18 protein-coding genes are annotated in these 23,374 nt (G+C 47.6%); 11 read left to right on the forward strand and 7 right to left on the reverse strand.

What is annotated here, in order from left to right:
- Positions 1 to 91 precede the first annotated feature (91 nt).
- The 6 genes from J3491_RS03420 (at position 92) to J3491_RS03445 (ending at position 9,286) form a co-directional block, all read left to right on the forward strand.
- Positions 92 to 2,053 carry a mechanosensitive ion channel family protein gene (locus J3491_RS03420; RefSeq protein WP_243456084.1) on the forward strand — a complete coding sequence of 654 codons (1,962 nt, stop codon included), beginning with the start codon at positions 92 to 94 and terminating at the stop codon, positions 2,051 to 2,053.
- A gap of 438 nt (positions 2,054 to 2,491) precedes the next feature.
- A complete protein-coding gene (gene guaB, locus J3491_RS03425) occupies positions 2,492 to 3,964 on the forward strand; it encodes an IMP dehydrogenase (RefSeq protein ID WP_075100990.1) in 1,473 nt (490 codons plus the stop codon).
- A gap of 238 nt (positions 3,965 to 4,202) precedes the next feature.
- Complete coding sequence (glmM, locus tag J3491_RS03430; protein ID WP_207969220.1) at positions 4,203 to 5,573, forward strand: phosphoglucosamine mutase; 1,371 nt, start codon at positions 4,203 to 4,205, stop codon at positions 5,571 to 5,573.
- 79 nt (positions 5,574 to 5,652) lie between these two features.
- Entirely contained in the window at positions 5,653 to 6,297 is a 645-nt protein-coding gene (gene pdxH / locus J3491_RS03435; RefSeq protein WP_207969292.1) for a pyridoxamine 5'-phosphate oxidase, read from the forward strand.
- 413 nt (positions 6,298 to 6,710) lie between these two features.
- Positions 6,711 to 7,958: an alanine racemase gene (locus tag J3491_RS03440; protein WP_207969221.1), complete on the forward strand. Its 1,248-nt coding sequence runs from the start codon at positions 6,711 to 6,713 to the stop codon at positions 7,956 to 7,958.
- Entirely contained in the window at positions 7,946 to 9,286 is a 1,341-nt protein-coding gene (locus J3491_RS03445; RefSeq protein ID WP_207969222.1) for a D-arabinono-1,4-lactone oxidase, read from the forward strand. The genes J3491_RS03440 and J3491_RS03445 overlap by 13 nt, the downstream gene beginning before the upstream one ends.
- 134 nt (positions 9,287 to 9,420) lie before the next feature.
- Here J3491_RS03445 and J3491_RS03450 read toward each other — a convergent pair whose 3' ends face one another.
- The 5 genes from J3491_RS03450 to J3491_RS03470 all read right to left on the reverse strand — a co-directional run bounded on the left by J3491_RS03450 (position 9,421) and on the right by J3491_RS03470 (position 14,183).
- The gene (locus J3491_RS03450; RefSeq protein WP_207969223.1) at positions 9,421 to 10,053 is read right to left on the reverse strand and encodes a glutathione S-transferase family protein; all 633 of its coding nucleotides are present in this window, start codon (positions 10,051 to 10,053) and stop codon (positions 9,421 to 9,423) included.
- A gap of 66 nt (positions 10,054 to 10,119) precedes the next feature.
- Entirely contained in the window at positions 10,120 to 10,797 is a 678-nt protein-coding gene (locus J3491_RS03455) for a type 1 glutamine amidotransferase domain-containing protein (RefSeq protein WP_207969224.1), read from the reverse strand.
- Positions 10,798 to 10,967: 170 nt separating this feature from the next.
- A complete protein-coding gene (locus J3491_RS03460) occupies positions 10,968 to 12,017 on the reverse strand; it encodes an NADP-dependent oxidoreductase (RefSeq protein WP_207969225.1) in 1,050 nt (349 codons plus the stop codon).
- Between the two features lie 100 nt (positions 12,018 to 12,117).
- A complete protein-coding gene (locus J3491_RS03465; RefSeq protein ID WP_207969226.1) occupies positions 12,118 to 13,335 on the reverse strand; it encodes an iron-containing alcohol dehydrogenase in 1,218 nt (405 codons plus the stop codon).
- 230 nt (positions 13,336 to 13,565) lie between these two features.
- Positions 13,566 to 14,183 carry a TetR/AcrR family transcriptional regulator gene (locus J3491_RS03470; protein WP_201585738.1) on the reverse strand — a complete coding sequence of 206 codons (618 nt, stop codon included), beginning with the start codon at positions 14,181 to 14,183 and terminating at the stop codon, positions 13,566 to 13,568.
- Between the two features lie 308 nt (positions 14,184 to 14,491).
- Here J3491_RS03470 and J3491_RS03475 point away from each other — a divergent pair, with 308 nt between their 5' ends.
- Entirely contained in the window at positions 14,492 to 15,985 is a 1,494-nt protein-coding gene (locus J3491_RS03475) for an aldehyde dehydrogenase family protein (RefSeq protein WP_207969227.1), read from the forward strand.
- Positions 15,986 to 16,101: 116 nt separating this feature from the next.
- Here J3491_RS03475 and J3491_RS03480 read toward each other — a convergent pair whose 3' ends face one another.
- A complete protein-coding gene (locus J3491_RS03480) occupies positions 16,102 to 16,332 on the reverse strand; it encodes a hypothetical protein (RefSeq protein ID WP_100749732.1) in 231 nt (76 codons plus the stop codon).
- A 226-nt stretch (positions 16,333 to 16,558) separates the two neighbouring features.
- Between J3491_RS03480 and J3491_RS03485 the strand changes: the two genes are divergently transcribed.
- Positions 16,559 to 17,812, forward strand: coding sequence for an NnrS family protein (locus J3491_RS03485; protein WP_207969228.1), 1,254 nt, complete (start codon positions 16,559 to 16,561; stop codon positions 17,810 to 17,812).
- A gap of 71 nt (positions 17,813 to 17,883) precedes the next feature.
- Positions 17,884 to 18,402 carry an RrF2 family transcriptional regulator gene (locus J3491_RS03490; protein WP_207969293.1) on the forward strand — a complete coding sequence of 173 codons (519 nt, stop codon included), beginning with the start codon at positions 17,884 to 17,886 and terminating at the stop codon, positions 18,400 to 18,402.
- 283 nt (positions 18,403 to 18,685) lie between these two features.
- Here J3491_RS03490 and J3491_RS03495 read toward each other — a convergent pair whose 3' ends face one another.
- The gene (locus J3491_RS03495) at positions 18,686 to 19,432 is read right to left on the reverse strand and encodes a hypothetical protein (protein ID WP_075100978.1); all 747 of its coding nucleotides are present in this window, start codon (positions 19,430 to 19,432) and stop codon (positions 18,686 to 18,688) included.
- Between the two features lie 567 nt (positions 19,433 to 19,999).
- Here J3491_RS03495 and J3491_RS03500 point away from each other — a divergent pair.
- Together J3491_RS03500 and J3491_RS03505 are read left to right on the forward strand one after the other, a co-directional pair.
- On the forward strand, positions 20,000 to 21,178 hold the full coding sequence (locus J3491_RS03500) for an MFS transporter (RefSeq protein WP_207969229.1): 1,179 nt from the start codon (positions 20,000 to 20,002) through the stop codon (positions 21,176 to 21,178).
- 311 nt (positions 21,179 to 21,489) lie between these two features.
- Positions 21,490 to 23,160 (forward strand): fatty acid--CoA ligase, encoded by a 1,671-nt coding sequence (locus J3491_RS03505; protein ID WP_207969230.1) that lies wholly within the window; start codon positions 21,490 to 21,492, stop codon positions 23,158 to 23,160.
- The last annotated feature ends 214 nt before the right edge of the window (positions 23,161 to 23,374 follow it).

Consider the following 23,374-nt stretch of genomic DNA (forward strand, 5'->3'; position numbering starts at 1 on the left):
ATACCGCATTTACGGTATTCTTACGCTTGTACGATACGCTTATTTTTTATACAAATTCATACAACTTACGCAACTTACTGGCCGTCGATATATGAATACTTCTCACACGGATGCTGCTGAACATCATCAGACTGACACGGATAGAGTCATACCCTTTATTTGCCATCGCACTATTGGCCATCGGCTGATCAATGACAAGTCGCAGAAGAGCCGGCGCGCTATGATATGGCAAATACTGGTGATGTTTTTTGTCCTGACGCTCGGCGCGGCGATAGAGGCTGTTGCCCAGCCAGATGGTTTTGGTGAATACGCCGAGCAGCAGCTAGACTCGATGAGTGATGGCAGCGTCAGTGTTTCTGCGATTAAAGAAGAGATATTTGACCCCACTGAGCGTAGCGCGGTAGAGCAGGCAGGTGAGTTGCAGGGTAATGCGGGTCTGACGGGTGAATATCATGAGAGCTATTATCTTTTGGATAGGCTCAATACAGGCTTGCCGCCGTTATCTAAGCCGCCAAACCTGAACACGCCGCTTGCCACGTTAGAGTTTTTTCAGTCGGCAGTGATGAAACAGCAGTATGACTTGGCCGCTTACGCGCTGAATATGAATCTGATCGACCAAAGCACTCAGCGCAGCCGCGCGCTTGAGCTCTCCAAGCGTTTGGATTTTTTATTGTCCGAAAGAGAGTTGTATGTGTTTGATGATTTGCCAGATCGTCCGGATGGACTTATTGAGCCGCCGCTGGGTAACAACAGCAGCGTGATGGGCATCGCCAGACGCTCCATTCAGCTTGGTTATATCGACTACCGCGAGCGCCGCGTGCCTATTTATTTGCAGCGCGTGAGAGTTGGGGAGGAGGCACCTGTCTGGGTGTTTTCCGCACAGACAGTAGGCAATATCGATAACCTATACGCGCAGTACCATCCGGCAGAGTTTGAGCGCTATCTGCCTGCCTGGTTAAAAATACAGTTTTTTAGTATTGCTTTGTGGGAGTTTTTAGCACTCGTTTTGTTTTTCTTGTTGACTATGGTGGCGGGCTGGCTACTAAGTAAGGGCACTGAAAAGCTCATCAGTCGCTATATCGATGATGAAAAGTACAGCAACTACGTCGGCAGTAGTCATGGGGTAGCAGATCTTGTCAGCAAATTGACGGTACCTTTGACCTTTACCATCAGTTTTTCATTGGTGTTTACCTTAGTGTCAGGGGGCTTTCCTTATCTAGATGCGGTGGCCTCATCGACCCGCCCGCTGATTTGGATTGGACTGGTATTTAGCACCTCATGGCTTGGTATTCGGATTATTAACTTTTTTGCCAATCGCTATCAAAACATGCAGATCGAAAATCTGGCCGAAGAGCATTTTGATAAAGAGCGTCGTCGTCGTACTTATGTATCGATATTTCGCCGCGTCTTTATCTTTGTCATGATTTTGGGCAGTATCTGGATTGGGCTTAGCGAATTTACCAATATGGAGGGTCTTGGCAAGACATTATTGACCTCAGCTGGTATCGCGGGTGTGGTTATCGGTATTGCTGCGCAGCCTATCTTGGGCAATATCATCGCAGGGGTGCAAGTGGCGGTGACTCAGCCTGTGCGTATTGGCGATACGGTGATGATGGAGGGGGATTGGACGACAATTGAAGATTTGCGTTATACCTATGCGGTGCTAAAGACGTGGGATGAGCGCCGATTGATCGTACCGATGCGCCGACTGATTACCGAGGTTGTAGAAAATTGGTCTCATACCGAGGTGCATCAGACTTGCGTGGTCTATCTTTACGTGGATTATGGTGCTGATATCGAGGCCATACGCAAAAAATTTATCTCACTGGTCAAAGATAACGACTTATGGGATGGTGAGACTGAGCCTGAGATGGTCACGGTATCGCTGAGCGAAAACACCATCAAATTAAGAGGGAGCCTAGCCTCTGACGGCCCGATGAATGCCTTTTATCTTGAGTGTCAAGTACGTGAACAGATGCTACATTATCTCTATCGTGAGCAAAAATCATATCTACCCGCTGAGCGTTTTATCATGAAGCAACACGAAGCGTGAGGTGCGCTATCTGTACTCGATACGCCAGTTAATCCCGTGCCGCTGTCTGAGTGATAGCGCAAATGCGCGCCTGTTTGTATGATATTTATCAATTCTACAAAATAAGCTGATAAATAAGCATGCGAGGTGCCTGCGTATTTGTTATAATATGGCGTTATTTTTAAGGGATAAATGAGCGATTAAGAGATAAGTCTGCACTGTATTTGTGCAAATTTGTCACTCATAAATCAATGGCAATTTTCAAGTACTGGTGTTTGTTTAGTGATAAAGGGTTTTTAGACAAACAACGACTGGCTCATTGTCTATTATCGAAAGCTCTATGATAAAAAGCCTGCAACACATAAGGCTTTGACTATCGTAAAGTCATACTGGTGATCTTGGTTGATTGTCTTATCGCGAAAATCCCACCCATCAAAATAACCACCACTAGGGGTCTGTATGTTGCGAATTGTCGATGAAGCCTTAACCTTTGATGACGTTTTATTATTGCCAGCCTATTCTGAAGTCCTACCAAAAACTGCTGATCTGACCACCCGTTTGACCAAAAATATCACGTTGAATTTACCGCTGGTTTCTGCCGCTATGGATACGGTGACTGAGTCTGAAATGGCCATCACTATGGCGCAGCTAGGCGGGATGGGTATCTTGCACAAGAGTATGGATATCGCCAAACAAGCCACGCAAGTACGCCGTGTGAAAAAATTTGAAGCAGGTACAGTGGTTGACCCTATCACGGTACATCCAGAGATGACCATTGGTGAGCTATTGCAGTTGACCGAAGACAACAACATCTCAGGCGTGCCTGTTGTCGAAAAAGGCACAGATAGTGTGGTCGGTATCGTCACTCACAGAGACTGGCGCTTTGAAACCAACTTATCACTGCCTGTCAGCAAAATCATGACACCAAAAGATCAGCTGGTCACCGTACACGAAGGCGAGAGCAACGAAAACATCAAGCGTTTACTCCATGAGCATCGCATTGAAAAAGTCATCGTTATCGATGATAACTATCGCCTAAAAGGTCTGATCACAGTCAATGACTTTGCCAAAGCCGAAAACAACCCAAATGCGTGTAAAGATGAGCAAGGTCGTTTACGGGTTGGTGCTGCTGTCGGCACCGGCGCAGATACGCAGGCACGTGTCGAAGCTTTGATCGCAGCAGACGTCGATGTCATCGTGGTAGATACTGCGCATGGTCATTCAAAAGGTGTGATCGAAAAAGTCTCGTGGATCAAAAAACACTATCCTAACGTTCAAGTGATTGGCGGTAACATCGCCACCGGTGATGCAGCCCTTGCATTACGTGATGCAGGTGCAGACGCGGTAAAAGTCGGCATCGGCCCTGGTTCTATCTGTACCACGCGTATCATCGCTGGTATCGGTGTGCCTCAAATCTCAGCAATCGACAATGTCGCAAGCGCCCTACAAGACAGCATTCCTTTGATTGCTGATGGGGGTATCCGCTACTCAGGTGATATGGCAAAAGCCATCGCCGCTGGTGCATCGTGCATCATGGTCGGCTCGCTCATGGCAGGTACCGAGGAGGCACCAGGTGAGGTCGAGTTGTTCCAAGGTCGCTACTACAAAGCCTATCGTGGCATGGGTAGCTTGGGTGCCATGTCAGGCTCAAATGGTTCATCAGACCGTTATTTCCAAGATGCCAAAGACGGCGTAGAAAAACTGGTGCCAGAGGGTATCGAAGGCCGCGTTCCTTATAAAGGCCCAGTAGCTGGCATCGTCAATCAGTTGGTCGGCGGCTTGCGCTCATCAATGGGTTACACAGGCTCTGCGACTATCGAAGATATGCGTAGCAAACCACAGTTTATCAAGGTGACGTCTGCTGGTATGAAAGAGTCGCACGTCCACGATGTGCAAATCACCAAAGAAGCACCAAACTACCGTGTGAACTAATTTGTTGTCCTACCTATTGTAGGTGCTGCGTTTTTGCCAGATTGCACGACTACAGAGACGTTAAGATACAAACAGCCAACAATGCCTCGTTATTGTTGGCTGTTTTTTTTGTAAAATACCAAAATGGATTATAGCCATAGTAATTACAACAACAGTGATTATAATGACAGTAACAATAATAACAGTAGTGCCGATCTCTGAGACGGCCTTTTACTTTTATATGTGAGGAAGATAGATAATGAGCTACTTTGGCACCGATGGTATTCGTGGGAAGTTTGGTGAATCCCCAATCACACCAGATTTTATTTTAAAATTGGGTTATGTGACAGGCAGGGTGCTAATAGAGAATAATACCAATCCATCGCGCAAGCCCAGTGTGGTCATCGGTAAAGATACTCGCCTGTCAGGTTATGTGATAGAAGGGGCGCTACAGTCGGGCTTTAATGCCGCAGGGGTGGATGTCCATATGCTCGGCCCATTGCCGACGCCTGCCATTGCGCATTTGACTCGCAGTTTTAATGCGGATGCCGGTGTGGTCATCTCCGCCTCGCACAATCCTTATTTTGATAATGGCATCAAGTTTTTTTCGGGCGATGGTAAAAAGCTGACCGATGAGATGCAGACGGCCATTAACGACAAGCTCACCGCCATCATGAGTGCCTCTGAAGCAGACAATAACACCATCATGCCTATTGTGGATCCTGCCAAACTTGGCAAAAACAATCGTATCAACGATGCCAAAGGTCGCTATATAGAATTCTGTAAAGGCAGCTTTCCTTATCAGTATGACTTAAGCCATCTTACCGTCGTCGTCGACTGCGCCAACGGAGCCGGTTATAGCGTGGCACCGAGAGTCATGCGTGAGCTGGGTGCCAATGTTATCGCCATCAATCATGCGCCTGATGGCATCAATATCAATGCTGACTGCGGCTCGACCCATCCAGCAGGTTTACAAAAAGCGGTCGTCGAGCATGGTGCTGATGTCGGGATCGCGCTAGATGGCGACGGTGACCGTATCGTGATGGTCGATGAAACGGGGGCGTTGGTCGATGGTGATGGGATCTTATACGTGCTCGCCACCCAAGGCGCAGACAAAGCTAAGGGCGTGGTCGGTACGTTGATGAGTAATATGGGGCTAGAGCTGGCGCTCAAATCCGCTGAGATTGACTTTGTCCGTGCAAAAGTAGGCGATCGCTACGTGATGCAAGCGCTTGAGGCCAATGGTTGGATACTGGGCGGTGAGCCATCTGGTCATATTTTATGTTTGGATAAAAGCCGTACAGGCGATGCGATTATCGCAGGTTTGCAGGTGCTGGCTGTCATGCAAGCGCGTGGCCGTGCGCTTAGTGACTTGGTCGAAGGGTTTAACGTGCTACCACAAAAACTGGTCAACGTGCGCTTGTCTGAGATGAAAGACCCGTTTGAGTATCCTGAGCTGGTGGCCGCCTTTGACAAAGCGCGTGCGGCGCTGGCAGGTCGTGGTCGCTTACTCATTCGGCAATCAGGTACAGAGCCGATGATTCGAGTCATGGTTGAGTCCGACGACGAGATAGAATGTGATGTGCTGGCCAATGATTTGGCGGATCAGATCAAGGCGGTATTGGGCTAATTGATTGCCGTTAAAGGTTATGAAAATCAATCATGATCAGCAGTCACACTGTATATTATATAAAGGAGTTGCCATGAGTATGGATTTTACCGATCAGCGTTTGTCATATGAAAAAGGCGTTTTAGATCAACAGTCAGTCCCCACCTCTCCATTTGAGCTACTCGGCGCATGGATGACTGAGGCGATTGAGCAAAAAGTACAAGAGCCTTATGCCATGAGTCTGGCCACTTGCGGCGCGGATCTTAAGCCCAGCGTCCGTATCGTATTGCTGCGTGAGATTACTGAGACAGGGGTGGTGTTTTATACCAATTACGACAGCGCTAAAGGACAAGATATCAGTGAAAACCCCAACGCTGAGGTGTTGTTTTTTTGGCATGAGCTAGAGCGTCAGATTCGCATCAGTGGCCGTATTGCCAAAATAGACGCGGGCAAGTCAGCGGCTTATTTTCAAAAGCGTCCTCACGACAGTCAAGTTGGCGCATGGGTGAGCGAGCCACAGAGCGGAGAAGTGGCTAATCGGGAAGTGATGGAACAAAAATTTGCTCAGTTACAAAGCCGCTATCCCAGCGACAGTCCGGTGCCGACGCCGACGTTTTGGGGCGGTTATGAGATTACTGCTGAACATATCGAGTTTTGGCAGGGGCGCGCCAGCCGCATGCATGACCGTATCGTCTATAGCAAAGACGATAACAACAACTGGCAGACCAAGCGGCTATTACCATAGCCAAGCACGCTTTTTGTAACCACCGACTTCGTCCTTTTGTTGCGCCATTTATTGTTTAATATTCATCATTACCGCAGAAGGCCCAAGTTTCGCTTGGGTCTTTTTTTATCAGTGTAATCGGTACCATGGCGATACTATTGAGGGTGATGATACAGTTGAGAGAAAAAATAACTGACAAGTGTTTTATTTTATCGCTGAGATGCTTGACGGCGCTATATTCTCGGTTCACACTATGATGCGGATTGATAGAGGTTTGCCTCGGTAATTGCAGCTCTGTAACTGTTAGGGCGAATACCACTGAGTAGACGAGTACCACTAAATATTAGGGCGTGTCCTCAGTTTAACCATCAATCTAAATTTGAACCTATAAAAGACATAGGATAGTGTCTGCTCGTTGTGACAAGGAAAGCAAAATGGATTTTGTACACATTATTCCACCCAAAACGCCACAGGCATGGCTCGACATGGATGCGCTCGATCACAATATCGCGCTGGTCAATCAAAAAACCCAAGCCGTCAATCTGCGTCTGGCCACCAAGTCCATACGCTCCATCGATGTTTTACATTATATAAAAGACAGATCACCTCATTTTATCGGGCTTATGTCCTATGCGGCCGATGAGTCCGTCTATCTGCTCGAAAACGGCTTTGACAATATTCTCTGCGCTTATCCGACCCTAGATACCATCAGCGTGGCAAAAACCCTTAAATACACCCAGCAGGGAGCGGTGATGATTTGGATGGTCGATCGTCCGGAGCATGTGGCGGTATTGGAGCGCATCGGTATCGAGCACGGCGTCAAAATCGATGTCTGCTTGGATATCAATATGTCGATGCCACTGCCTAAGCTATATTTTGGCACCAAACGCTCGGCACTGATGCACAAAAAAGACATCAAAGCGCTGCTTAAGCACATAAAAAAGTCAGATCATATCAATCTCGTCGCTGCGATGGGTTACGAGGCGCAAATTGCAGGCTTGCCCGAGCATTTACCAGGCAAGGCGTTGTTGACACCTGCTATTAAACTACTCAAACACCGCTCCCAAAAGCAAGTCAGTCAGCGCCGCGGTGCTATGGTGAATTGGCTAAAAAAACAAGGCTATGCGTTGCAGCTGGTCAATGGCGGCGGCAGCGGCAGTATGGATTTTACCGCATGTCAGCCTGAGATTACCGAGGTAACAGTAGGCTCAGCCTATTATAAGCCTGCTTACTTTGATTATATGGAGAGCATGCAGGACTTTCGAGCGGCAGCAGGGTTTGTGTTACCGGTGACGCGCCAGCCTGAAAAAGACGTGATCACATGTCATGGCGGCGGCTTTATCGCCTCAGGCGCCGTAGGCGTTGACAAAGCTCCTGTGGTACATTATCCCGCTGGTCTCACCATACTCAATGACGAGGGATTTGGTGAGGTGCAAACGCCCATGAAAATGGATAAACGTACCGTGTCAGAGACAAGCCTAAAGATTGGCGATGCGGTTTGGTGTCGTCATGCCAAAGCTGGCGAGCTTTGCGAGCATTTCAATGAGCTGGTCTGCTATGAAGGCGCTGATCAGATGCCGCAGGGCACAGCTGAGCAGGCTATAAACCATACCTCTATCCGCCGCAAGGATGTGGCGGCAACGATGACAACCTACCGAGGAGACGGCAGATGTTTTCATTAAAACAGTGGCAAGCAAATAACGAATGGCAAAACTGGGTAGGCTATGAGCGCGCGCAGCCAGAGCAAAAACTGATGCCCGCCTCGGTAGTAGAGCTGCAAGATATCATCAAGCAGGCAAGAAAAGATAAAAAACGCGTGAGAGTCACGGGCGCGGCGCACTCTTTTAGTGGCTGCGCCAAACCTGAAGAGATTGCTGTCAGCTTGCATCACATGCGCGGGCTTATCTCAGTGGATACCGAGGCTAAGCTGGCAACGCTACATGCAGGCACGTATTTACATGAGATTGGTGAGGCACTAAAAGCGCATGGCCTTGCGCTTGAAAACATGGGCGACGTCCAAGCGCAGACCATCGCAGGTGCGGCCAGCACCGCAACCCACGGTACAGGAATGACTCTTGGTTCTATCGCCAATCAAGTGGTGGGCTGGGAGTGGGTAGATGGGCGCGGCGAGCTGCACAGTCATCAGCGCGGCAACCCGCAGACAGACGATTTGGGCAATGCGCTGCATGTCAGCCTCGGCATGCTGGGCGTCTTTACCAAGCTGACGCTCAGAGTCGTCGATCTATATGGTTTACAAGAGCGTAATGAGGTCATGGATTTTGCCGATGGTTTGGCAAACTTTCATAAAAACACCCAGTCGCATCGTCATTTAGAGTGGTTTTTATTTCCTGGCACCAACAAATTACAGCAAAAAACGCTCTCGGTCATTGAGCCAAAACCGATGAGTCACGCGCAAAAGCTCAAAGATACGTTTGACAGCGTGGTGACGCTCAATGGGGCTTTTTATGTGCTGTGTGAGCTGGCGCGCATGAACCCTGAATGGAGCAAAAAAGTCAGTCAAATATCCGCCAACTCTATCCCCAACACTAAGCGAGAGGGCTACAGTTACGAAGTGTTTCCGACCCCGCGCGGTGTAAAATTTAACGAGTCGGAGTATTTTATTAAGCTCTCAGATTTTGATGCTTGTATCACTGAGGTCAACCAAATCTTGCTCAAAGACAATAAACACTCACATTTTCCCATTGAGGTGCGCACCCACAAAGGCGAGACAGGAATGCTTAGCCCAACCCAAGGTGAGGACTGTGCGGTGTTGTCTTTTCACGTTTATAAAGGTATGGACTGTGAGCCACTGTTTAAATGGCTGTATGAGTATATGAAAAAATGGCAGGGTCGCCCGCATTGGGGCAAGGTCAATAAGCTCAGCCATATAGAGCTACAAAACCTCTATCCTAAGCTCAATCGGTTTTTGCAAATACGCCGTGAGTACGACCCAGACAATGTGTTTATGAATCGCTGGCTTGAAGATAAGTTTTTAAATCATCGCCTATAGTGTGTCTATTTGTGAATGTTCAACACGCCCTAACAAGAATACAAAAAAACAGCTCTCTGTAGAGCTGTTTTTTTTATCCGCTATCGCTACGCTAGGCCACAGCTAGCGTAGGCTAATCGATAAACAGTAAAAAGCTAACCAATAGACTGATCGTAATTGACCTCTAAGCGCATGCTACGCTGATAGCTATCGAGGCTAGCCAGCTGCAACGCATATTGCTCGATATGCGGATAGTCTGCCAGAGCATGACGTTTGGCCAGCATAATCAAGTCAAACGATAGCATGAAATCAGCACCGCTTAGCTTATTGCCAACGATAAAGGCTTTATCTTTCACCTCATCGTTTAGGTAGCTGAGCAATCGATGCTTTTCGGCACTGATATAGCCATCTAAAAACGCATTGTCCTCCACGCCTGCTTTTTTGGTAAAAAGCTCGAGCAGCAGCGGCAGCATCAAAGAGCTTTCGGCAAAATGAATCCACTGCAGATAAGTGCCATAATCGCTACTGTCGGTCGCAGGGCGCAAGCGCTTGGGCGCAAAACGCTCAATCAGCAGCTCAGTAATAGCGCCTGACTCCGCATATAACTGACCATCCATCTCGATAACCGGTGACTTGCCCAGTGGATGGACTGCTTTTAGGCTGTCTGGGGCCAGATGCGTGGTCGCATCACGCTGATGGCTGACGATTTCGTAAGCGACGCCCAGCTCTTCTAATAGCCATAGCGTACGTAATGAGCGTGATTGATTGAGATGATGTAAGCGAATCATGATGCCAGCCTTTTTAGAGAGTTCATTTCCATTATATAAAACACCGAAATATAAATCACCAAACGCTTAACCGTTCAGTTTCGTCATTAAGCGTTTTGCTGCTTCTTCTGATGATGCTGGGTTTTGACCCGTAATCAATAAGCCATCTTCGACGACAAAAGATTCCCAGTCCGCCGCCTTTTTGTAGTGGCCGCCATTGGCTTTTAGCATATCCTCTACCAAAAACGGCACCACATCAGTTAGGCCAACGGCGTCTTCTTCAGTATTGGTAAAACCTGTCACCGTCTTGCCTTTGACCAAATACTCCTCATCGACTTTGACGTTTTTGAGGGCAGCAGGGGCATGGCAAACCAAGGCCACAGGCTTGTCTTGCTTGATAAAACTTTCAATTAATTTGATAGAGTCTTGGTCGACAGCCAAATCCCATAGCGGGCCATGTCCACCTGGGTAAAACACTGAGTCGAAATCGGAGGCATCGACGTCAGCGAGTTTTTTGGTAGTGGCAAGATGTTGCTGTGCGTCGCTGTCTGCTTTAAAGCGCTTGGTGTCTTTGGTTTGGGCATCATCGGTATCGCTACTAGGATCGAGTGGCGGCTGACCGCCAGCAGGAGAGGCGAGAGTGATGTTGGCACCAGCGTCCAAAAAAGCATAGTAAGGCGCAGCAAACTCTTCTAGCCAAAAGCCTGTTTGATTACCGGTGTCGCCGAGTTTGTCGTGCGAGGTGAGTACCATTAAAATATTCATAATTGTCCTTTTTATGTCTGTAATTTTCGGCGTAAGCTAGGGCGTGTCCTCATTTTAAAAAGGGTGCTAAATAAACCGAGCCCTAACAGTATTACGGGTTAACACTTAGTTTTCAGTAGCGGTTTTAACCCGTTATGTTGAGAAGTCGTTATTTGGTTAGGGGTTTTGAGTTATTGAACATCAGCGACTTTGATGACGGTTTTACCAAAGTTTTCACCATTGAGCATTTTGACAAAAGCATCAGGTGCATTGTTTAAGCCGTCAGTGATGTGCTCTTTGGTTTTCACCGCGCCTGATTCTACCCATTTACCCATAGTCTCCAAAAACTCTGGGAAATGATCGCCGTACTCTTCAAAGATAATAAAACCTTTGACCGTCAAGCGTTGTCTTAAAATCAGACCCATTAGCATGCCCAAGCGGTCTTTACCCTCAGGCAAATCCGTGGCGTTGTACTGTGATACCAGACCACATACAGGGATGCGCGCATGGGCGTTGAGTAGGGGCATCACCGCGTCAAATACCTTGCCGCCGACGTTTTCATAATAGATGTCGATACCATCTGGGCAGGCATTTTTTAATTGTTCGGCGAAATCATCGGCTTTGTGGTCGATACAGACATCAAAACCCAGCTCCCGAACCGCAAACTCACATTTATCCGCGCCGCCTGCGATACCGACCGTACGCAGTCCATACTGATTGCCCACTTGTCCGACGGTGGCACCGACAGGGCCGGTGGCCGCAGCAACGACGAGCGTCTCGCCTTTTTGTGGTTTACCGATATCGGTCAGACCCATATAGCCGGTAAACCCTGGCATACCAAGCACGCCCAGACCGTAAGAAGGATTTGCCATGTCTTTGTCTAGCTTGACCACGCCTTCACCATTACTGACGCTATAATCCTGCCAGCCTGAATTGGACACGACCAAGTCGCCTGCGGCAAAATTGTCGATATTGGACTCGACCACTTGCGCAACTGTGGCACTCATCATCACATCGCCCACTTCTAGCGGATCGGCATAGCTTTTGGCGTCGCTCATACGTCCGCGCATGTAAGGGTCTAATGATAGATAGACGGTGCGCAGTAGCATTTCGTCATCTTTGGGGGCTGGGATATCGCTGGTTGCCATATCAAAGTTTTCAGGTTTTGGCTCGCCAGTTGGGCGGCTGGCCAATTTAATTTGACGGTTTGTTGTTTGATTTTGTTGGGCATCAAAGCTCATTCTAAGCATCCTTTTTTGTTATTGATTGATGGTTTTAGATCGAGCAGCCAATAAACGAAGCATGGCTGCCGATAGTTATTCACTGATTATGAAAAGACCATTAAGCCGCGCCAGTTAGCGCCCGCTCTAAGATACGACGTGATACCGTTAAGTCATTATCTTTATGCTCACCCAGCTTTACCATATTATGAGCGTCAAGCTGCTGGAGGATAGGGTCAATCGCTGACTCATCGAGCGCGGCATCTGCGAAGCTGACAGGTAAACCAAGGCTACGGAAAAAGTCCTCGGTATATACAATAGCAGTTTCGATAATGCTGTCATCGTCTTGTTTTGTATCAGTATTGCTGTCGATGGCCCAAACGTTACGAGCGTATTGAAGCAGTTTTTCTTTTTTGCTGTCTTTGAGCTCACGTAGTACAGATGGCAGTAAGATAGTCAGCGTGCGGGCGTGATCGATACCATGTAGCGAGGTCAGCTCATGGCCGATCATATGCGTTGTCCAGTCTTGTGGTACGCCGACGCCGATAAGACCGTTTAGCGCCATGGTCGCTGTCCACATGATATTTTTGCGAGTTTCGAGGTTTTCTGCATCGGCTTTTACCGCCTGACCTTCTTCGATCAAAATCTTTAACAGGCTCTCAGCAAACGCGTCTTGTACCTTGGCGTTGACAGGGTAGGTGAGATACTGCTCCATCACATGGACAAATGCATCTGCCACCCCATTCATCACTTGGCGCTCAGGCAAGGTGAGTGTTTTGGTCGGATCTAAGATAGAAAACTTAGGATAGGCAAGCGGGTTGCCAAATGGTAGCTTGGCCTGACGGTCACTGTGATTGACCACGCCGCCTGAGTTCATCTCTGAGCCAGTCGCAGGAATGGTCAATACCGCGCCTAGCGCCACCGCTGAGTCTATATCTTTGCAATAGCTGGTCAGCGCTTCCCACGCCTGATCTCGTGAGACCGTACCGTCTTGCGTGGTCAAGGAAGACACAAGGGCGACAAACTTACTGCCATCAATCACTGAGCCACCGCCAACGGCAAGCAAAAAGTCGATATCATGCTCATTGACCATATCCGCCGCTTTTAGCAGGGTGTTGAACTCTGGGTTTGGCTCAATACCGCCAAACTCAAAGATATCGCGCTGACCGTTGGCTTTGAGCGCTGTTCTGACTTCATCCAAGGTGCCCGTGCGCTCAGCTGAGCCGCCGCCATAAGTGATGAGTACGCGAGCATCTTGCGGGACAAGCTCTGATAGTTCTTTGATTTGCCCTTCACCAAAGACGATGCGTACGGGATTGTAGTATTGAAAGTTATTCATAAGGTTCCTCAGTTAATGTTGTTTGTCTGATAAAAAAGACAGCAAAAATAAAATCACTTATCTTTTACGATGGCGCACATTGTACATCAATTAGACCGGTCGTCTAGAGATGTTTACAAAAAACACTTATAACTCAGAAATCTTATTTAATCAGCTTACTCAGTGCAGGCAGGCTGGCCGTCGGGTGATATCGATATTTACTCAAACAAAGACGACGATAAGCGGTGGGCTTAGCGTCCCATTTGTGAGGTGGTCATTTGCCATACTTCTGCCAGTGGTGTGTTGGTTTGACTGGTTTTGGCGATTAAGCTGGCACCAAGCCACGCAAAATACCAGCGTTTTGCCATACTCTCAGCAGCGATATTCTCAGGGCGGGGCACCGACTGATCTGCCCAGCCAGCTTTGATTTGCTCAGCCAGCCAACTAATGGTTTGTTGATAGCCGGCGTTTAGGGCAATACGCATCGGCTCAGACAAATCAGCGACCTCGGCACTGAGCTTGACCACAAGGCACTTTTCGTGATCGCAGCCGTTTTGCTGGGTGTCATACCAGTTTTGAAAATAATCATAAAGCTTTTGCTGTGCGTTACTGTGACGACGACCAATGGTATCCAAACGCGTTTTATAGTTAACAAAATAGTGACTGATGATGGCTTCACCGAAGGCTTCTTTTGACGTAAAGTAATGATAAAACGAGCCTTTCGGGACGCCAGCGGTGTCTAGTATTTGTTTGATACCCACGGCGGTAAAGCCTTTTTTGGCAATGAGCTGGTAGCCGACATCTAGCAGGTGAGTTTTAGTATCAGGAGGGATGGTCGTTGCATTGGCAGACGTTAAGTTGGTAGACATAGGGAGATGTCCTCTTATTATGGGGTTTGAAAGAATTAGGGTAAACATTGGCTACATCAGTCAGTGATTATATGACGGTGAGTCTTGTAGCCGTCATGCTACGATAGGGGGTTTCCCTTTATTATATATTATACGTTTTATTGATATATGTTGTGACGCTATCAGGGATAGGCTCGTTACGTTTATTCAACACAGCAGAAGGCAAGATACGTTTCGTCACTATATTGGCTATGGTAGCATTAGACCAGTCGTCTAGCAAGTTGCTACTATTTTTACTACTTTATTATATAAGATAAATAAGGATAATTATGTCAACTAATACCAATAATCAAATCGGTCAAAAACCGTATGAGGATTTTCATCTACAATACATCGCAGGCGAATGGCAAAGCGGCCAAGATGATAGTGTCAATACCGATATCAACCCCTACAGTGGCGATACACTGGTGGAGATTCAGCAGGCCACCAAAGAGCAGCTCGACACCGCCTATCAAGCAGCGCACGCGGCACAAAAGCGCTGGGCGCAGCAAACCCCAGCCGAGCGAGCCGCTGTCTTGTACAGAGTGGTCAATATTTTGGATCAGCGCCAAGAAGAAATCGTAGATTGGCTTATCAAAGAGTCGGGCAGTACCCGTATTAAGGCGATGGTAGAGTTTGGTAGCGCGCGAGCGATTACGCTAGAGGCGGCTACTTTTCCCAATCGTGTCCATGGCCAGATTCGCCCATCCAACACCGCTGGTAAAGAAAACTTTGTATACCGTGAGCCAATCGGTGTCGTGGCGGTGATTAGCCCGTGGAATTTTCCGCTCCATTTGACTCAGCGCTCTATCGCTCCTGCATTAGCACTGGGTAATGCCGTGGTGCTCAAGCCCGCCAGCGACACGCCGATCACTGGTGGCTTGCTGCTCGCTAAGGTTTTTGAAGAAGCAGGACTGCCAAAAGGCTTGCTGAACGTCGTCGTCGGTGCAGGCGAAGAGATTGGTGATGCCATCGTTACCCATGATATTCCAAGTTTTGTGTCATTTACAGGCTCGACCTCGGTCGGTAAGCATATCGGTGAGCTGGCCAATGGCGGCGACTACATCAAGCAAGTTGCGCTAGAGCTGGGCGGTAACAGTCCGTTTGTGGTCCTAAAAGATGCTGATATCGAGCAAGCAGTAAAAGCGGCCGCCTTTGGTAAGTTTTTACATCAAGGTCAAATCTGTATCGCTATCAACCGTATCATCGTCGAAGATGACATTTATGATGACTTCGTGGCGCGTTTTTTGGCACATGTTAAGACACTAAATGTCGGAGATCCAAGCCAAGAATATACGGCAGTTGGGCCTATTATCAATGAAAAACAAGTCAAGTCGTTAAAAGAAAAAATCGTCAAAGCCCAGCAACAAGGCGCCAAAATGCTATTAAGCGGCGAGATTAAAGGACAGGTGGTGCCGCCGCACATCTTCACCGAAGTCACCCGCGAGATGGACTTGTCGCGCAATGAAGTGTTTGGGCCACTGGTCGGTATCATTCGCGCCAAAGATGAAGCAGATGCGCTGTCCATTGCCAATGACTCGATGTATGGGTTGTCTAGCGCCGTCTTTACAGCAGACATGCAAAAAGGCCTGCGCTTTGCGCGCGGTATTCGCGCAGGTATGACACATATCAATGACATCTCGGTCAACGATGAGAGTAATGTACCCTTTGGCGGTGAAAAGAACTCAGGTATCGGCCGCTTTAATGGTGAATGGGTGCTCGAAGAATTTACCAGAACGCACTGGATCTCTATGCAAAACGAGCCGCGTCAGTACCCATTTTAATTGCTTCATGCGCCGTGCTTGCTCAATGAGCGCAAAAAAAGACCGCCATCAGTGCGGTCTTTTTTTTGTTTAGGATAAATGAAAGGTATAATAAGCGAGAGGTATGATAGCTGAGATTAGCGAGAGTGAAAGCCAAGTAACGCTTCAATCTCTTCGACCGTCATTTGTCTGACAAGTGCCTGCTCTTCTACCGATAGACGGTTGGTATGCTCTTTGATCATTGTATAAATGCTACGCGAAATCTCAGAGGTCGTCGCATAGTACATTTGAGGTTGTTCTTTGGTAAGGGTGGTCAAAAATCTGTTGATGATTTTGCGTTTTTCGTCCGCTGCATGTTCTTCAGTCATAATAGTCTCCTAGAAGTAAACCATTTAAGCAGTCGAGGATATGAGAGTCAATAACAGGAGTGTAATAGTCGCTGTCACTATATCTATCACAACCTCTATATCTGTTATAACCTCTGTTATGACAATGGATAAATGACTTTTTAACAATGGTATTGTATAAGCTATAACATTCATTTAATATGAATGTTATAGCGCTATCTTTTAACTTTATATTAATAAGACAGTTATGCACACTATCAATCTACCCAGCAAGCCGCCAAGCTCGCCGCACCCCATACTCAATTTGAGCTTTCGCATCTTCTTTAGTGGGGCGGCATTGTTTGCTGTCATCATAATGGCGTTGTGGGCGTTGGTGTTTACAGGCCATACCGATATTGATGCGCAGGTATTAAACCCGCTGTACTGGCATGGTCATGAGATGGTCTATGGGTATGCGCTGGCAGTGGTGGCAGGGTTTTTGTTGACAGCGGTGAAGGCGTGGACTGGGGTGATGATGCCTTATGGTTATCGGCTGCTGGGTATCTTTATGTGTTGGCTGCTGGCGCGTTTAAGCTGGCTGGCGTTTGGACTGGGTGTGACGGTGACTGGCAGTAGTGTCGTGTGGTTGTACGCGGCGGCCGCGTTTGATCTATTGTTTGTGGGGCTGATGGCCTTGGCGGTCTTTCGCGCGGTATTACAGGTCAAGCAGTACAAGCAGATGGGTATCTTAGCCAAACTGGCATTGCTAACGTTGGGTAATGGGCTGTGCTATTGGGGCATTATCAGTGCCGATATGAGTATGACAAAACTCGGTATCTATCTGGGATTTTACTTAATTATCGGCTTGGTGTTGACCATTGGTCGGCGCGTGGTACCATTCTTTATCGAGCGCGGTTTGAGCGTGGCGGATGCCGATGGCGTCAAACAAACTGTGACCTTGCGCAATAGTAAAAGCCAAGATATCGCAAGCCTTTTGTTCTTTTTGGCATTTTTTATCGTGGATTTGTTTTATCCCAATAAGTATTTGCTGACTGTGACGGCGCTTGGAGTGGCAGTGGTCAATATCATACGTCTAGTGGGCTGGTATCATCGCGGCATCTGGCAAAAGCCGTTATTATGGTCGTTGTATATTGCGTTTTTGGGTATGTGTCTGAGTTTTTTACTGTATGCACTGCAGCCATGGCTCGGTTATACTCATAGTATTGCCATGCATGGATTGGCGATTGCAGGTATCGGTATGATGACAGTAGCGATGATGACGCGGGTATCACTTGGACATACAGGACGCAATATCCATCAGCCGCCGAGGTCTGTCACTGTCATGTATGTGCTGATGGTGCTGGTGTTTATTAGCCGTGTGTTGTTACCGCTGGTTGATATGAGTCATTATCTGCTATGGATTATGGTTGCTCAAGGGGCGTGGATAGCTTGCTTTGTATTATTTTGCCTGAGTTATCTGCCGATGCTGGCACGCCCAAGACCCGATGGCCTGTTTGGATGATGCTGCTTAGCTACTGACATTAGAATAATGCCAACGGGCTAACAACTTTATGAGAATAAGTGAACGATAAGATGCGATTGACCAATTATAGTGATTATGCGCTGCGCTCGTTGATTTATCTGGCGGTGAGACCCACGCCTGAGACATTGGCAAACATCAGCGATATTGCCAGTAGCTATCATATTTCAAAGAGTCACTTGACCAAGATTATTCATCAATTGGGTCAGCTTGGTTATATAGAGAGTGTGCGCGGTAAGGGCGGCGGCATTCGACTGGCTGTCACGCCAAAGGACATTAATTTGGGTGTACTGATCAAACAGATAGAGCCTGATTTTGATTTGGTTGAGTGTTTTGCCACACCAGTAGCTGGTGAAGCGCGCCAGCCGCGCTCAGCAGGATTGCCGATTACCCTTATCGATGCAGAAGGCGCGGACAGCTCTAAACCGGTAGGCTGTGTGATTACGCCTGTATGCCAGCTTAAAAGCGTGTTTTTTGAGGCGTTGACGGCGTTTGTCAGTGTGTTGGAGAGATATACACTGGCTGACATTATCGATAATAAAGACGAGCTGGCGACTGCTTTGTTTCATTAAACGCGTTTTTATGAAAAGCAGTTTTGTTGATTTTATCTTCTATGAATCACTGTTTTATTCGAAAAGAGTGCACCAAAAAGGGAGCGCGCTTAATGCGGCTCCCTTTTGTTGTATAGTAGATTTAATTTAAAAATGTTATAGCGCTACTGGTATAAATTTTTCTTGCGTGCTGTATACACAGAGGCTGCGCAAAATTCATCCCAGTAGCGCTTTGGAACTTATGACAGTTTTGTGTGCAACTGACTATATCCTACTTATATTTCAAACTGAGCCTAATTTCAAACTAAGCCTGTTCTAGCTTTGGTCGTGCTTTATCGATGGCTGTTAGTAGTGCCTTTTCAAACTCGCCCTCATTAAACCTCACCAAATAAGAGTGCGCGGCACAAAAGTTGCGTACATCGCGCCATTCGTGAGCCAGATTGGTCGCCCAGTCGCAGTATGTTTTGCCAGCGTTCGTCTCATTTTTGAGCGCTTTTTTGGTGGTTGGGTGCAGCAGTAACTCAGGAAGCACTTTTTCTAACAACTTGACGGGAGGGCTCATAAAAGTATCATCGACGTGCAAGCTTTTACTGGCCGGATGATAGGCGAGCAGTGAGCCTGCATGTATCATCTCATTAGGTGAGATGTAATGGATGCCTTGTGAGAGAGAAAACTGTAACTCAGGATAGCGCTTGGCGACTGCCTCGCTTTCGACCAAATCATCAGCCCACTGTACGTCGGGGACTTGTTTGTGATGGCGGCGACTGCCATAAAAAGTCGCCTGCGGAAAGTCTTTGGCCATTTGCGCGCAGCTGACGGTATGAAACGGATGGACGTTTAGGACGGCTTCGACATCTTGCCCCTGATTGGTCAAGGCCATCACTTCATCGCGCACGTCGCCTGTCAGCCCATAGCTGTCTAAAAAAATAAATTTGCCTGAGTCTAATTGCACCAGTGAGCACTGCGTACCGATATTCAGCACGCCGCCCAAACGAAAGGTGCCGCGTATGTTCCAAAACCCTGCACCCAAATCATGAATTTTATCTGACATATGGTCTTCCTTATAATGAAAATGATGTAAAAAAACGATAAACGTAAAAAATAGCTAAAATGTCGCCTCTAATAAAAACATCAAAACCAGCGGTAAAAAAAGCATCAAGGTCTACAAGAGTGCTCAACGCGACTTAACAAGTATTAGGTCTTTGCCGCCCAAAGTCTGTTATAAAAAAGATAGCAGCAATGTAGATATGTAAAAATAAGGACACGCTCTAGATTTTGTGATTAAACTCTTTTTATCATGAAGTGGCGCGCCGCTGTGCTAAAATCCTTCAACTGACAAGTTTCTAAGCATTGCTTCATAAACATTGTTTTTAAATGTTGTCTTGTAGGAGTGATCGTATAAATACTTCATTGTTTAAAATTGCTCAAAGCTTACTACGTACGTCGTCTATACTGCAAGTTGTCAAGTAAATCACCTCTCTTATCTATCACCGACGTCTGGCTTGTCTCAGCGGCGTCCAATACAGTTAGCACTATTTTGAAACCAATACATCATACAACAAGTCGCAACGTCGCCGACGCTCACCACTCAAATGGCGAGAGAGCATATCACGCAAACATGCCACACTATTCGCCTTCGTGGGTATTAAAGCTGACCATGGGGCTTATCGGCATGTTTGCTTTTTTGCAGGTCTATTCTGTGCAGGCTATCTTGCCAGTGCTTATCACAGACTTTGCTGCCACGGAAGTGCAGGCGGGTATGGTGGTTGGCGCGACGGTACTGGCGATTGCGATTATGTCGCCCTTTTTGGGTATGCTGTCTGATGCTGTCGGCCGCAAGGTGTTTATTGTTGGTGCTTTATTGTTTTTGGCGATACCAACGGCGCTTATCGCCCAAAGCCCGAGCATCGGCTGGATGGGGGTTTGGCGGTTTTTGCAGGGGTTGTCTGTACCCGGTATCACGGTGGTGACGATTGCTTATATCGGCGAGGAGTTTGAGGGGCGTGCGGTCACAGAGCTGATGTCGTTTTATGTATCAGGCTCTGTACTCGGCGGCTTTATGGGCCGGTTTTTGCTGGGGCATTTGCATGAGCTGATCGGCTGGCGTGCAGGCTATTATGTGATGGCGGCGATGACGCTACTTGGCGCTTTATGGGTTACGAAGATGCTGCCTGCGTCGCGGCAGTTTGTGGCCAATCCAAACTTTCGCTCGGCGATACAGACGCTCGGCGAGCACTTAGTCAATCGCTACGTGGTGACTTCTTGCTTATTGGGCGCTTGCGTGCTGTTTTCGTTGGTTGGCTGTTTTACCTTTATCAATTTGCACCTTGCAGATACTCCTTATGAGCTGAGCACTGGGGCGCTTGCCAATATTTTTGCCGTGTATTTACTGGGGGTGATCATCACGCCGCTTTCTACCACATTGCTGCGCCGCTTTGGCTCAGCGCGTACGGTACGCGTGGCTGTGGTGGTCTCTATGCTTGGCGTACTGCTGACATTGGTCGCGCCGCTTTGGGGCGTGGTGATTGGGCTGGCGGTGATGTCGTCTGGAGTGTTTATTACCCAGTCGGCGACCATCAGTTATATCGCGGTCAATGTCAAAAAAGGCCGCTCTTTGGCGTCGGGTCTATATTATATGGGTTACTATGCAGGTGGCACGCTGGGTGCATGGCTGGGCGGCATCGCCTATGCGCGCGGGCAGTGGTCGCTGACGGTGTGGCTATTATTGTTTGTACAGGTTTTGGCGTTATTGGTCGCCAGTATGGGGATGATTAAGACCAAGCCGCACGCCGCGTAAATCTCTTGTCGAATAGCGGCAAAGTAGAATATCGGCAAAGCAGATAGGCGAGGTACGCAGCCCTACGGTTAGCGCTCTTTACATGAGACCGCTTTACATGGCATGGCTTTTTTCTTACTATCAATCAACAGTCTTCATACTTCATATAGTTAACCTATTTTAAAATAGGTACTTATTTAGAACAGGTACTTGGCTGACAAAGGTTTGGCATTGACTTTTCAGTAAGAAAAAATAATAACAATCTGGATGTTTCATGCTTTACTTATAAGCATCTGTTATCCACAAAAACGAAAGACAAGGACGTTACATTTATGTCAAATATCTATCACAGTGCACCTGCTGCTTATGACTATCCATTGCTTGTCAAACAGCTTCTTAATCGTGCTAAGACGGTCTCGCTCGAGCAAGAAATCGTGTACGCAGATAAACAGCGATTTACTTATCAAGAGTTGTTTACGCGTATCAATCGTTTAGCCAATGTGCTGGCAGACCTCCACTTAGATGCCGGCGACGTGATTGCGGTCATGGACTGGGACAGCCACCGCTATCTTGAGTCTTATTTTGCGATTCCGATGTCAGAGTATATCTTACAAACGGTCAATATTCGCCTATCACCAGAAAAAATCCTCTATACCATCAACCACGCCAAGCCCAAAGTGCTGTTGCTCAACTCTGAGTTTGCGCCGTTGGTCAAAGACTATCAGTTTGAAAACTCCAGTATCGAGCATATTATTTGGCTAGATGACAATGGAGTGTCGTACGAGGGCGTGTTTGGCGGCAATCAAAACCGCGTCACAGGAGAGTATGAGGCACTGCTGGCAGCGGCTGATAGTGAGTTTGATTTTCCAGATTTTGATGAAGACACCATCGCCACGACTTTTTATACCTCAGGTACGACAGGCGATCCAAAAGGCGTGTTTTTTAGCCATCGTCAACTGGTGTTGCATACGCTCACAGAAGCAGCAACCTTAGGTATGTTGCCCAACAAGCAAGGCGTCAGCTACGGCGACGTCTATATGCCCATGACGCCGATGTTTCATGTACATGCGTGGGGTTTTCCGTTTACCGCCACCATGGTCGGCCTAAAGCAAGTCTATCCAGGTCGCTATGCCCCCGACAGTCTGCTGGATTTGATAATCAACGAAAAAGTCAGTGTCACCCATTGTGTGCCGACGATTTTGCAAATGGTGCTAAAAGAAGCACAAGAACGCGAGGCCAGCTTCAATGGTCTAAAAATGATCATCGGCGGCTCAAGACTGACAGAGGGTCTGGCAAAGGCTGCGTTAGCACAAGGCATTGAGGTCTATACTGGCTACGGTATGTCAGAGACAGCGCCTTTGATTAGCCTGACGGCGTTTAGTCTTGATGAGCCTGAAATGAGCGAAGAAGAGGATGTTGCTCGCCGCTGTATGACGGGTAAACCAGTACTGATGGTCGATGCGCAGATATGGGGCGAAAACAACCAGCCAGTAGGCACAGGCAAAGATAAGACAGGCGAGCTGGTACTACGAGCGCCGTGGCTAACCCAAAGCTATCTAAAAAATGACGATGCTGGCAAAGAGCTGTGGGAAAACGGCTATATGCACACTCAAGATATCGCATACATACGCTCTGATGGCTATATCCGTATCACTGATCGTCTAAAAGATGTGATCAAATCAGGCGGTGAGTGGATATCATCATTAGAGATTGAGACGATTTTGTCGCTGCATCCAGCGGTAGCTGACGTCTCGGTAATTGGGGTGCGTGATAAGCAGTGGGGCGAGCGTCCGCTGGCGTTGGTTGTCCTAAAACCTGCCTGCCAAGATACTAAAGTCGAAGATATCAAAGCCATCGCAGAAAAAGCAGTCGAGCGTGGTATCATCCCCAAATATGGCGTCCCAAGTCAGTTTAAGTTTGTCGATGATTTGCCAAAGACCTCAGTCGGAAAACACGATAAAAAAGTCATGCGAGAGATGTACGCCGATCAAACAGAGGTTTGATAGACAAAAATGGGCACACATAATGCCCCTGCCTATGCTAAAATATCGATGAGAATATAGGCATAATAGTTGACCTTTATCGATTGCTCTGCTACATTTTAAACCGATACATAACGTATCGGTTTTTTTAGTTCTGGTAAGGATGACCAGTACCTCATTTAGACATGTTGTTATGATAATGTCTGATAAGGCCCTATTGCCCCACCTATCGTCA

It is taken from the genome of Psychrobacter halodurans (assembly GCF_017498075.1).
Lineage (GTDB): Bacteria > Pseudomonadota > Gammaproteobacteria > Pseudomonadales > Moraxellaceae > Psychrobacter > Psychrobacter celer.